Source organism: Neobacillus niacini, assembly GCF_023715785.1.
Classification (GTDB): domain Bacteria; phylum Bacillota; class Bacilli; order Bacillales; family Cytobacillaceae; genus Neobacillus; species Neobacillus niacini_E.
On the sequence record NZ_JAMBOX010000002.1, the window covers coordinates 444,177 to 457,419 of the forward strand.

General features: G+C 40.4%; 11 protein-coding genes. 1 reads left to right on the forward strand and 10 read right to left on the reverse strand.

The window, feature by feature from the left end; translation table 11 throughout:
• Window positions 1-23: 23 nt before the first annotated feature.
• From M3234_RS06800 to M3234_RS06845, 10 genes are all read right to left on the reverse strand, one after another.
• Window positions 24-995 carry an ABC transporter ATP-binding protein gene (locus M3234_RS06800; RefSeq protein WP_262303973.1) on the reverse strand — a complete coding sequence of 324 codons (972 nt, stop codon included), beginning with the start codon at window positions 993-995 and terminating at the stop codon, window positions 24-26.
• A complete protein-coding gene (locus M3234_RS06805; RefSeq protein WP_262303974.1) occupies window positions 992-1,972 on the reverse strand; it encodes an ABC transporter ATP-binding protein in 981 nt (326 codons plus the stop codon). Before M3234_RS06805 ends, M3234_RS06800 begins: the two co-directional genes overlap by 4 nt.
• 207 nt (window positions 1,973-2,179) lie before the next feature.
• The gene (locus M3234_RS06810) at window positions 2,180-3,943 is read right to left on the reverse strand and encodes a M28 family peptidase (protein WP_262303975.1); all 1,764 of its coding nucleotides are present in this window, start codon (window positions 3,941-3,943) and stop codon (window positions 2,180-2,182) included.
• Window positions 3,944-4,165: 222 nt separating this feature from the next.
• Complete coding sequence (locus M3234_RS06815) at window positions 4,166-5,440, reverse strand: hypothetical protein (RefSeq protein ID WP_262303976.1); 1,275 nt, start codon at window positions 5,438-5,440, stop codon at window positions 4,166-4,168.
• The gene (locus tag M3234_RS06820; RefSeq protein WP_262303977.1) at window positions 5,421-6,143 is read right to left on the reverse strand and encodes a creatininase family protein; all 723 of its coding nucleotides are present in this window, start codon (window positions 6,141-6,143) and stop codon (window positions 5,421-5,423) included. Before M3234_RS06820 ends, M3234_RS06815 begins: the two co-directional genes overlap by 20 nt.
• A gap of 20 nt (window positions 6,144-6,163) precedes the next feature.
• A complete protein-coding gene (locus M3234_RS06825) occupies window positions 6,164-7,303 on the reverse strand; it encodes a M20 family metallopeptidase (RefSeq protein WP_262303978.1) in 1,140 nt (379 codons plus the stop codon).
• A 184-nt stretch (window positions 7,304-7,487) separates the two neighbouring features.
• Entirely contained in the window at window positions 7,488-8,429 is a 942-nt protein-coding gene (locus M3234_RS06830) for a M14 family metallopeptidase (protein WP_262303979.1), read from the reverse strand.
• 29 nt (window positions 8,430-8,458) lie between these two features.
• Window positions 8,459-9,493, reverse strand: a complete 1,035-nt coding sequence (locus M3234_RS06835; RefSeq protein ID WP_262303980.1) for a ketopantoate reductase family protein — start codon at window positions 9,491-9,493, stop codon at window positions 8,459-8,461.
• A gap of 9 nt (window positions 9,494-9,502) precedes the next feature.
• Window positions 9,503-10,312 (reverse strand): SDR family NAD(P)-dependent oxidoreductase, encoded by an 810-nt coding sequence (locus M3234_RS06840; protein ID WP_262303981.1) that lies wholly within the window; start codon window positions 10,310-10,312, stop codon window positions 9,503-9,505.
• Window positions 10,313-10,742: 430 nt separating this feature from the next.
• Window positions 10,743-12,713 (reverse strand): acetate--CoA ligase, encoded by a 1,971-nt coding sequence (locus M3234_RS06845; RefSeq protein WP_262303982.1) that lies wholly within the window; start codon window positions 12,711-12,713, stop codon window positions 10,743-10,745.
• Between the two features lie 264 nt (window positions 12,714-12,977).
• Between M3234_RS06845 and M3234_RS06850 the strand changes: the two genes are divergently transcribed.
• Window positions 12,978-13,229 (forward strand): YpbS family protein, encoded by a 252-nt coding sequence (locus M3234_RS06850; protein WP_262303983.1) that lies wholly within the window; start codon window positions 12,978-12,980, stop codon window positions 13,227-13,229.
• The last annotated feature ends 14 nt before the right edge of the window (window positions 13,230-13,243 follow it).

The window sequence follows — 13,243 nt, forward strand, 5'->3', positions numbered from 1 at the left end:
GAATTTCATCCCCCCTGACAAAACTATTGATTATATATATGACAAGAAACGAAGTGTCCCTTGCCTGCATCCTTCCATTGCGGTTTTTCCTGTCTACACATATCCATTACTTTTGGGCATCTTGTATGAAACGGACAGCCAGCCGGTGGATTTGAGGGGCTAGGCAAATCTCCTTTTAACATAATTCGTTCAATCTTTCGATTCGTATCCGGTAAAGGAATGGCTGATAATAAGGCTTGTGTGTAAGGATGAAGCGGATTGTTAAATAACTCAATTGTTTCAGCCATTTCGCACATTTGTCCTAAATACATCACGATAATTCTGTCGCTTATATGCCTTACTACACTAAGGTCGTGTGATATAAATAGGTACGTTAGATTGAATTCTTCTTGCAAGTCTTCTAATAGATTAATAATTTGAGATTGGATTGAAACGTCCAGCGCAGAAACCGGCTCATCCAAGACTAGCAAACTTGGATTTAGAGCTAATGCTCTGGCAATTCCGATCCTTTGTCTTTGCCCACCAGAAAACTCATGTGGATACTTATGAATAGAGGATGGGTCTAAGCCGCATTGTTCCAAAAGCGATAATACTCTATCCTTTCTCTCCTTTTTGTCATACAGATTATGAATCTTCATCGGTCTTTCAATAATCGAGCCAACTTTATATCTCGGATTAAGGGAGGAAAACGGATCTTGAAAAACGATTTGCATTTCACGGCGAAGTTTTTTTAATGTTGCATAATCAGCAGTTGTAATGTCTTTATTTTTAAAAATGATTTCCCCGCTGGTCGGGTCTTCAAGGCGAATGATGGTTTTCCCTGTAGTCGACTTTCCGCAACCAGATTCACCAACAATCCCTACAGTTTCTCCTGCTTCGACAGAAAAACTGATATTATCGACAGCTTTAACGTGCCCAACCGTCTTTTTTAAGAGACCCTTTTGTATAGGAAAATACTTTTTTAAATTCTTTACTTCAAGCAACGTTTCCGTCATTCACCAACAGCCTCCTTGTTCATCCAACAGCTTACTCGATGTTCAGAATCAACAGTTGCTAAGCTGGGGGCGTTATTTGTGCAAACATCCATGGCAAAATCGCATCTTGGTGCAAATCGACAGCCAATGGGCATATTTGTTAGAGAAGGAACATTCCCTCTAATTGGCTTTAATCTTTCTCTTTCACCGGTTAATTTTGGAATGGACGAGAGCAGTCCTTTTGTATATGGGTGTTCAGGTGAATTAAACAGCTTGCTCGTAGTTCCCTCTTCCACTACTTTGCCCGCATACATAATGGTTGCTCTATCACACATTTCTGCCACTACACCTAAATCATGCGTAATGAGCAGCAGCGCCATATTATGGTCCCTTTGCAGATTTTTAAGTAAATCAAGAATCTGAGCTTGGACTGTTACGTCAAGGGCTGTGGTCGGTTCATCTGCGATAAGCAGCTTGGGATTACAAGCCATTGCCATGGCAATCATGACCCGCTGTCTCATCCCTCCGGACAGTTGATGCAAGTAGGAGTGTTCAATCAATTTTGGGTTCGGGATACCAACTAAGTCCAATAGCTCTAAAACTATGTTCCTGATTTGGCTCTTCGTTAATTTTTGGTGAAGTCTTAAAGGCTCGCTGATTTGATCGCCTATTCGCAGTACTGGATTTAGAGCAGTCATCGGCTCTTGGAAAATCATCGCAATGTCATTGCCGCGAACCTTTCTCATGGCTGGTTCTTTATAGTTCAAAATATTATTGCCATTTAGGTTAATTTCACCAGATACTTGAGCATTGTTGGCCAATAGACCCATGATTGCTAGTGAAGTAACACTTTTACCACAGCCAGATTCGCCAACAAGGGCAACGGACTCACCCGGCATAATTTTAAAGTTGATTCCTTCGATTGCATTCAAGGATCCATCCAGTGTTTTAAAACCTATAGAGAGATTCTTAATTTCTAATAGAGGCTTTTTATCCATATTCCCCACCTTTTCAGAAACAGTCAACTGTTAACAGTTAAATGTTAATTTTTTCAATTTATTGAAAATATAATATATTAACTACTAGCTTTTCGTCAAGTAATTATCAGAATTTTTCGCAAAGAAATACAAAATACTCAATATTTAGACGAAAATACTCGAAAACAAAAGAAAAAAAAGATTAATCAAGAGAACTTCTTAAAAGGACTAAATTTCAACATCTACTATTCTTTCATTTTTAATGATTGCCACCATCTGCTTTGCCTCCCGGAGTGCTATTTTTAACAAGTAATTCACTTTATTAATTTTTCGATTAATGGAAGTTTTCAACAGGTTAAACTCGTGTGTATCTTTTTCAAGCTTAGAAAGTTCATAAATCGATGCCAGGATTGGTATTGGCGCAAAAGAGACTGCAGGATCATGTTCAAAGATGTCGGTAGAAACATAATTTAGAGGTACAAGGATGCGGGATAGATTCATGAGCGATTGATTCACTTTTCTCCGTACCTCATTAGAGTTGTGCTCTGGTAGATTTTCATAAAATGCAGTCAACAGGTTATTCAGCTGCGATAATCGTTGCAGCGTTAGCGCCAAACAGATTTTATCCCCCGCGGTTTTCTGATATCTAGAAATATGGTGAGACAACTCCTCGACTGCGGCCAGTTGATTGATTGGCAAAATGGGATCAGTTAATACTTTGAACAGGGAAAGAACATAAATTTCACAATCACGCTTTAGTATAGCGGGATCAATCTTGTCAATGGTATCTTCAACGGTGTGCCACCACCAGCCGTAGCCGCCTGCTTCTTTACCTTTAAACACTTTAAATACTTTTTGGGACATCGGATCGTCTGACAATGGCTGCTCAGACATACCCATAAACAAGGATGGGACTCCTGCCCCCCAAAAAGATTGATCTGCATATTTTCCATACCGCTTGCCAATATACTCCTGATCTGCAATGTGTTTAATAAAAAGGGACCCAATATCCATTGTTTCAGCCATGCAATCAGCTTCACTTACAATAGTTGCCCCTCTTCCTCCAACAGAGTCAATGTAAAAATGCATAACACAATTTTCATGAATCTCTTCCCAATGTTGGTCTGCATAATTCTGTGAACCAGCATACCTCCCGTGGGAATGACCTGACCAAAAGCCGAACCGAATTGACCGTTTTAATAAATGCTGATATTTAGAAAGCACCCTTGCACTTTCCAGCATGACAGCATTTGCAGAGCCATTATCCATTGCGCCATAATGCCATGAATCAATATGACCACTAAATAGGACAAAATGATTTGGCTCTTCAGTTCCTTTAATCTCGGCAGTTAGAGAAGGAATCAATGTCCATTTCGTCTCCACATTGGCATGGATTTTAACACAATCTAACCCTTTATTGATTAATTGGCGAAGCTCTAACCCACTTTTATCATTTATTGAGATGACCGGAATTTTCGGCATTTGCTCAATATTTTCCTCGGATGGGCTTCCCCAAATCGTTGAAACAATCATTTCATGGGTGTATGGTCCATTGATAAAGATCGCTCCGGATGCCCCTGCAGCTTCCAAACCTTTCAGGACGACAGGTGAAGCAATTCCTTCTATAACCGCAATTTCCCCAGAGTTTAACTGGATTTGAACTGGCGAATATTCCCCCAAATATACAGGTTTGCCTACTAATCCTCCTTCATCCGTGCTTGGAGCCATTGAGTGCGTAATACATGAAATCTCCCGGTTCCCGGCGATTAATTTAGCATCACCCGGTAGTGAAATGTAGGCGTTGTGGAAGCTTAAATCGGTTTTTAATCCATAGTTTTCCAATGTATTCTTTGCGTATTGAAAGGCTCTCAATTCCTCCTCTGAACCTGATAATCTAATTTCCTTAGCTATTTCTCTGTTGTACTCCATTAGTTGACTTGTATTTATGTTTAATAAAATTTCCTTCTCTATTGAACTCAAATTCTCTTTCAAATCGATTCAACCCCCTCGTAAATCAGCCTTTTCTGCAGTGGCTGCCGCCCATTTATGCTCAAGAATTCCCATTTCATAATTGCCTCACTATTCCGCTCCAATCCTGCGTGCTTTCCTAGTAAACCTTTCTGTTTTTAACCCTAATTTTTTATGTAAATTAAAAACTTCATTCTTTTATAGAAGGTGAAACCTATAAAGCTTCACCTTCTATCCGGCTTAGAATTATTGGTTTAATGTATTGAACGCATCAAACGGTTTGTCGTTTAATTGGCTGATTGCCTTAATAAACGTATTAGTTGTATGCGGTGTATCATAAAGAATACTAAAATACTTTGCCCGTTTTTCTTTCGGTGTTTCTTTATAGGAGTTGCCAACCATCCAGCGTCCATGGTAATAGCATGGATAGTAGGTTTTCTGAACTGGGTCGGAGAAGAACCTGAAGCAATTGTTTGCTTCGATTTCTGTTATTCCACCACGGTTAACCATGTAATCAATTGCTTCGTCCTTTGAGACTTCGCCAAGATTATACAAATAACAAGCATTTGTCATAAACATCCGCTGGTAATCGAGATAATTCCTGGCCAACAAATATTGCTGTTTTTGTTCAATGCTCACTCCTGGCGTATCTTCATTAATATCGTCCCAACCTAAGAAACTTAAGGCCGTTTCTGGACCGCCCTCAAATAGAGCGTTGGTTGGGCTGCAAATTAAATAATAGGAAGCTTCAAGCGGCAGTTTCCCCTGCTGATAGAGATAATCCCAGCGGCAGTAGAAGGCCTGATGTCCCGGGTATCCTTCATGTGTCATAATTTGGGCTAAGATGGGCTCTGTCCATGGCCGGTCAATATTGAAGGTTAAGTTCCCCCGGAAGTTTCCAGTATATTTGGAATAACCGCTCCAAAATACTCCCCTTATCGATTTAATCCAATCAATGCCATCCTCTTCCGGGAGGCCGATGACCCGTTTTAAGGTACCAAGTTTGCTCCTCTCCCGGAAATTCTCAGCTACGGTTGTAACAGCATCTGGGGCAATGATTGTATCAGAGCGCCACGCAGCTGCTTTATCCTTTAAAGTTCCCTTGTAACCGAGATCGGTTAATCCTTTTTCAACCAGTTCTTTCGCATAGTCTATCTGGATATCGGAAATTAATGTGGCCGGAAGTTCTTGAATATTAGCAATGAGCTCATCGTATGGAATCCGATCACCTTGAAGGCTTCTGGCAAAATAACGGAACGCATTTACCATTGCTCTCAAATATTCTCCTTCATGACCTTCTTTGAATTGTACAGCGGTATTTACCTCATCCAGGGCCCTGCCTATTTCATCAAAAGTATTTAATGACGGTGAAATGCCACTGTAGCTAGCAGTTGCAGTTTCTTGGCCATACAACTTCTGCGTTTGCTCGTTTATACTAACAACGATATCGACGAATTTTTCTCCAATAGGCTCTTCCGTCCAGCGCAGCACATCTTTTTTCTTATTGGTTAACGGGTTCATAGTTCACACTCCATAAATCTTCAATATCCTTTAAGACTAGCTTCAGCATCAGTTGAAACAATTTCTCTCCATTTTCTGCAGTAGCATTCCCTGCGTTGCCAGAGAAGCCATCTTTATACATCACTTTTCCACTCTTTGGAAACTTGATTTTTGGATTTAACATAATCTTGTGCTCTCCGACGATGGACGGGTCAGCCAGCTTTTCATCAATTGCCAGCATTAATGACGTCTCATCTTCTCCCCCATGACCCGGGCTTTTAGTGATTTCCAATATCTGTTCCCGGTAATCCGTCCACCAGTTAATCGTTAACACCTTCATCCCTAAATCAGCCAGCTTTTCCGACACAACCATCAGGCTTGGTATATTTCCGCCATGGCCATTAAATAAAATGATTTGGTTAAAACTATTTCTATGAAACTCCTTACCAATTTCATAGACATATTGCGTGAAAGCTTCAGCAGAAATATCAATTGTTCCTTCAAAAGGCGCTAGTGACCATGAATGGCCATACGGAACCTCAGGTGCCATAATAACCCGATCACCGATCACCTTATCCAAGCGGCGGACAAATTCACGCGGTATCCAAACGTCTGTTCCTAATGAGCTGTGCGGACCATGTGTCTCGATCATGCCGATTGGCAAAAGGACGGTATCTGCAGTCTTTTTTGCTTCGATAAATTGTAATTGTGTAAGGTTCATCATGTACATACTTTTCACCCACTCTATTTATTTCCATATTTTAAGATTATTTCTGCTAATAATGCGGCTCTATATGGAAGATTGGTTAAATCAACATGTTCGTTTTCGGAGTGAGCGCCATCTCCGATGGGACCAAGTCCATCAATAGTAGGAACACCAATTTCTGCGGTAAAGTTCCCATCACTAGCTCCACCGGACGATCCTTCCCTTAATTCATAACCATGCGAAGCCGCAATTTCCTGCAAATCCTTATACAATTGAATAACTGCTTCGGTCCGTTCCAGTGGATAGCGCTCTATTTTACCGGTTACTGTTAGTTTTGTACCATTGATAAAATGGGGACGGTTCAAAATGATTTCTGTCAGTTCTTCTGCCTGGGCTTTTTTCGTGATTCTAACATCTATTTCCGCTTCTGCTTCTTTGGCAATCACATTCATGCGAGTTCCGCCTTTTACCACCCCTACATTGACGGATATCCCTTCATCACGATTGGCAAGCTTTTTTAAATCAAGAATTTGCCAGGCTAATTCCTCGATTGCACTTGCTCCCTCCCATGCATTAATTCCTGCGTGAGCTGAGATACCCTCAATTTTCAAAAGAAAGCTGCCGGCGCCTTTTCGTTGCGTTTTGACTGCTCCATCTGGACCAATGCTTGATTCAGGCACAAACACAACGAAACTTTTTTCCGCCTCTCTCATGATGATATCTCTGGAATATTCGCTGCCAATCTCTTCATCGGTTGTAACCAAGAAGGTTATTTTTCTTTTTAGAGAGGCGCCCGTTTCTTTTAAAGCTTTCATCGCCCAAAGTGTAACAGTTAGTCCGCCCTTCATATCAAAGACTCCGGGCCCGTAAAGGATGTCACCTTCCCGTTTGATTGGAAGAGCCCCTTCATCCCATACAGTATCCATATGGCCGATAACAAGAATTTGGTCAGAATCATTTCCTTTTCCGTAGGTAAATTTATATTGATTGCCAACTTCCGTTTGTTCAATTTGTTCGACAGAACCGCCAATTAAACGATCAAATTCATGTTTTAAAATTTCTCCGCACCTATCTGTCAAAGTCTTCTTGTTTGAAGGTGACTCAGCTTTGGTAAGGGTTAACAAAGTTTCCGTAATAGCGTTATGCTGTTTCTTCAAATAGTTAAGGATTATAGACATTTTTCCTGCTTCCTTCCATTTGGCAGTACCGCCTGTTTTGTTACGATAATAAATGCATTTAGCTATGGTTCCACGTCCTAAAGGGTACGGAGAATATCTTGGACCACTTCCACAGGAGAAAGTCCCTTTCTTCTGTAAAGTTCCGCTGTTTCCTTTATGGTAAGTTGGTACCATTGTTTCATCATTAATCACCTATAGCCAAGAGTGGATCTTTCTTGTTTATGGCTAACGAAGTAACCAAAAATAACACTACCCCAGAAACGGATGCGTAATATTCTTTTATCGTTTCACCAAATTCATCAGTAATTTTGCCTATCAACTGGTCTTCTTCAACCATTTCACCAATCGACACCACTGGGTACCACAACCCAGCGCTGTCAGCAAAAGTCCAGTCAAATGTTTGTAGTTGCTGTGTAGGATTGCTTACTGTTTTTCCATTTAATACTCCAATGGAACATAAAGCATTTTTTGTCCCTTTCTGTAAGAGCAGAGATTTGCTTTTATCCAAGATTCCCTGTTGTCCAGCTTCAACAATTGCCGCAACTTTTCCTTGTTTGGCGGCGGTGCCGTAAGTTGAACCATTTACTTGTCCAGTTGACCCAACCACATACTCAATACCAAAAAGGGAGGCAAGTTGTTTCGATTGGTGTGTCAATTCACTATCATCCGTCACTTGATAGATGCTAAAAGGAACGAGGGCTTCTATCATATCACCACCATGAAGGTCGATAAGATAATCTGTAGCTTTGATGGCTGTTTCGTTAAGACAGTAAGCTAATTTTTCAGCAGCAGTACCATCTGGTTTTCCCGGAAAAGACCGGTTAAGATTCTTTTTGTCCTCAGGGTGAACATAAATGCTTCTCGCATAGAAGGAGGCAGGGTTTGCAATCGGAATGACCGCAATCTTTCCGTTTATCTCTTTTGGATCGATACTTTTTCCCAATTCAAGAGCCGCATCAATTGAAGTATATTCGCAGCCGTGAATACCTCCAAATATTAGGACGGTAGGACCTTCCTTTTCCCCGTGAATTAAAAAGACAGGGAGCTTTTCCTCAATCAAATCAAATGTTAAATAACCTTTAACTTTTTCGCCTTTATTTGCGCTGAGATTACCAAACTGCCACATATTCATCTCCCCCGAAATGTAAAAATACGTTATATATCATGAATATATACATATTTCAATTTATTTAGGTTATCCCAGTCCATTTTGATTGACTGGGCTTCTAGCTCTTTTATTAATGAAATTAATAAGGTTGTTAAAGGCATTGATACATTGTGTTTTGCCCCAATTTCCACAATTGGTACTAGCTGTGAATCAATCTCCGTTTTTCTCTTCCTGACGGCCAAATCTCTCCAGATTCCGCTTTTTGTCTTTTTGTTTGTCGCCATCCTGACAGCCAGTTTTTCAAGCTGATCGTCCAAAAGTTCGCTTTTGCGGGTTTCTCTTGGATATACTAAGGATGGATCCCAATCATCAAAAGCGATTGTGGTTACACTTTCTTTTTCGGCAACCTCCAGGATCTCTGAACACAATTCCATTAACGTTTCTCTATATTCCCTATTTCGAACGACTGTTGCCATTGTTTCATCTACCAGCGCAGTAGCATATAGCAACCCGGCATAAGCCATTTTACTCCATAAATAACCCCAGATGTTATCAGTTACTTGAGCTGGCCCCCAGGCTTGAAGGACCTTCTGTAACTCTAGTACTCTCTCACTAATGGAATAGTCCAGTTCGCCAACAAATAAGGCTGCAGTTCCACCATAAAGGATTCTTCCTGGTGCCAAATAATCTGCGGAGAAATTAACGAAGCAGCCAATTGTTTTTTCCTTGCCTATCATTGAAGCAATAATGTTTTCACAAAGTCCGTTTTGAATTGAAACTACCTTTGTATGTTCATTAATGAAGTCAAGAAATGGGGACAATGCCATTTCTGTATGCTGTGCTTTTACACATAAAAAAATAGTGTCAAATCGTGGCTTATTTTCTATCAACTCTTGGGGTGTGAAGGCATGACATGGAACGGTAAATGTTTCATCTGGCCCTTCAATTGTAAGCCCCAGTTTGTTCATAGCCTTTACATGGTCAGAATCAATGTCGCAAAACGTGACTTGGTTTCCCGCTTTAACGAGATAAGCTCCCAGTACCCCACCAATTGCTCCTGAACCTATTATCGTAATATTCATAAGGTCCCCCTAAAATAGTTGTTGTCCTCCATCAGCCGATATGGTTTGCCCGCTTACATAACTGGCAAAATCCGATGCAAAAAATAAAACGGGATTTGCAATATCCTCTGGTTTTCCTAATCTTTTTAAGGAGATGGATTGGATTAATGCTGTCTGCTGTTCTTGGGTCATAGCTCTCCACTGTTTCTCAGTGGATGGATTTGATAGAACAAAACCAGGTGCCACATTATTGACGGTAATTCCGTAAGGTCCAAGTTCTTGGGCCATTTGACGGGAAAATCCAATTTGTCCGGCCTTGGCGCTTGCATAGGCCTGTATACCCGTCAGGCTGGTACTTCTTCCGGCACCGCTAGAAATATTAATGATTCTTCCGTATTTCTGATCTTTCATAAATGGGGCTACCGCTTTTGTCGTAAAAAATGCCCCGTCGAGATTTACGGAGAATATTTTTCTCCACTCTTCAGCTGAAACTTGTTCTACAGGTTGATGTACCTGACCGCATACACCTCCAGCATTGTTAACCAATATATCTATTCGTTGGAACTGTTGGATGACGGTTTTGACCAGATCCGTCACTCTCGATTCGTCCGTAATATCGCATGTGTATGTATAAAAAACATTTTGCTTTTCATTCAAATCACTTATTTCACTTTTTGCTTCTTGAAGTCTATCCTCCAAAATATCTGTCCCAATTACAGTTGCTCCATGTTGAATGAATGCCTTGCAAATGCCTTTTCCAATACCATGAGCAGCACCTGTAACCAAAACAATCTTCCCTTCAAAAAGTGTCGAATGTAAACTGTTAACACTTTTAATCATATAATCACTTCCTTTTCTTACATCCCCGTGTATTTTTTTACAATATATACTATTTATCCCTTAAAAGTCAACTGAATTTTCAAAACATTTAGATTTAATGTGGTGTTTTTTGTTTTTACAAACAGAGTCCCTACTGTTCCGAAAATTTTTTCACAAAACGCGCAGTTTTCAAAGCATTTTTATGGTTATGGTCCATTACGATATCAAATACCACTTTAGTTTTAAACAATTTATTAAAAGGATGTTAAAAAGAACTAACTATTCAAGGTTAGTCCTTTTTAACATAAGATGATCTTGTTTTATCTAAGGATAAACAGGTGAGATTTCAAATCATTCATACACTTAAATTACCTTCCATGTAGCCAATGAATTAGGTAAATCTTTTATATTAACGAATCCATGAATCAACATCAAAAGGGCCCACAAGCTACTAATTCTTCAATATGGACCTTTCATGGATAATACTTTGAACTTGTGCTACAGTTGCTGGATCTTCAAGCCCGGTAATGTCACCTGAAACTTTTCCTGATACGAAGATTTCCTTTAATAAACGGCGCATAATTTTTCCGGAGACTGTTTTAGGGAGTGCATCTGTGAAAATAATCGCTTTTGGCAGAGCAATTTTTCCGATTTGCTCCATAATACGCCCATTTATTTTCTCTTTTAAAGCATCTGTCCCTTGGGAAAGGTCATTTACCCTGGCAAATACGAGCGGTACCTCTCCTTTGATTTCATCCGGAACTCCAATGACAGCGGCCTCGGCAACTCCATCACATTCAAGCACTGCACTTTCGATTTCCATGGTACTTAAGCGATGCCCGGCTACATTGAAGGCATCATCGGAACGGCCAACGACCCATACATAGCCATCCTCATCAATCAGGGCTAAATCACTGGCAAAATAGCTTCCTTCCACCTGGCTAAAATAAGAGAAAAGATAGCGTTCAGGTTCCTTCCAAAGCGTACGGCAAAGCATCGGGAATGGCTTCCTGATAATGAGGTTTCCTAATGTACCCGGTTTAACTGGTTTGCCCTCTTCATCCACTACAGCAATATCCGCACCTAAAAATTGCATTCCAGCTGATCCTGGCTTCATTGGTGTTAACCACGCAGCTCCTGCAATAGGACAGCCGGCTGTTTCTGTTTGGCCCCATGTATTATTGACACATATCCTTTTCTTCCCTAACACTTCATAGGTCCACTGCCATGAATCCGGATCAAAGGGCTCACCAACAAGGGAGATGACATCCAGGCATGATAAATCAAATTGAGCCACTGACTTTTCTCCCAGACTCTTTAACATCCTGAGTGCCGTTGGGGCTGTAAATAATTTATTGACCCGGTATTTTTCAATCATCCGATAAAATCTATCCTTGGATGGAAAATCAATGGCTCCTTCATATACGACCGTGGTAACACCATTTGCAAGTGCGCCGGCAATGCCCCAAATATGCATCGTCAGCCAGCCAATATCGGCCGTACACCAGAAAACATCTTCATCGTGATGGTCCATATGATATTTGCTGTAGATGTAATTTTGGATGACAAAGGCCATTCCTGAATGAACAACACCCTTTGGCTTTCCGGTTGTGCCGCTTGTATAAAAGACAATTCCATAATCGTTGGCCTCGAGCTTCTCCGGTTCACAAACGATACTTGCCGTTCTTGTCAGGTCCTCCCACCAGAAATCACGTCCTGCCGTCATTTTGACTTCTGTATTAAGGCGATTTACGACAATGACCGCTTCAATGGATGGAATATCTGGAATGACCTGATCCACTTTTTCCTTCAAGAAAATCTTGTTGCCCCGCCTTGTCGTAGCGTCGGTCGTCACAATAATCTTTGGCTCAAAGCTGACAAGACGGTCCTTCAAAGACTTTTCGGAATACCCCGAAAAGACGGTATTGTAAATAGCCCCAATCCGGAAGCAGGCGAGCACAGCAATAATCGCCTCGGCCAAATTCGGGAGGAAAATCGCCACACAGTCCCCTTTTTTCACGCCAAAGGAGCGGAGAACATTGGAAAAACGATTCACTTCAGCGAGCAGCATATTATATGTAAAAAATTTCGTGTCCCCGTTTTCTCCCTCCCAAATAAGAGCAGTCCGGTTTCCTGCACCGTTTTCCACATGACGGTCCAGTAAGTTTATGCAAGGGTTGCTAATACCGCCTTCGAAGAAACGAAAATCAGGTAGGCTTCCACTTATTGTTTTTTGCCAAGGCTCGTACCAGAATAATTCTTTCGCTACATCGTTCCAAAAAGCTTCGGGATTTTGCTGGGATTTCTGAAGAAGTTCTTGAAATGCTTCACTGCTTCCAATTGAGGTGTTAGATTGTTTTTTTTCGCTTGGATAAACAAGCTTACTTTCGGCAACTACCTTTAAAATTCCACTTACATCCATTTGAATCCCCCTATATGAAAATATTAGAACACTTGAGGCTGACGCAGTTAGCTGATTTTGTGTTCTAGGTATTGAAAGCGCTTAATATTTTAAAAAAATAAAAAGAATCTAAAAATAATCTCTAGGTAAAAGATTAACATGAATATTCTAAATTTTCAATCCGTTACTTATCAGCATTTCATGGAGTTTTGATATTTTTCACTTTTCTTCAAATATTGTGATATGATTATTAAATATCGTCCATACTTCGAGGAGTGTTTTTTCATGAGTGTACATAAAGATCTAATTAACCATGCAGCTAACCAGAATAAATTGTATCACGAGTTTTTGGCTCTTGATCAGCAACGTGAATTGTATATCGAAGAAGCTGTCCAATTATGTAAACAAGGCAAACCGTTTACCACTAATAAAATCAATGAAGTAACCGATAGAATGAATAGAATAAATCTCCGTATCGTATCACTTCGGAAGAATGTGACAGTTGAGATGGTTCAAGAGTATGCAAAAACATTATAAATTATTGAAAGTTC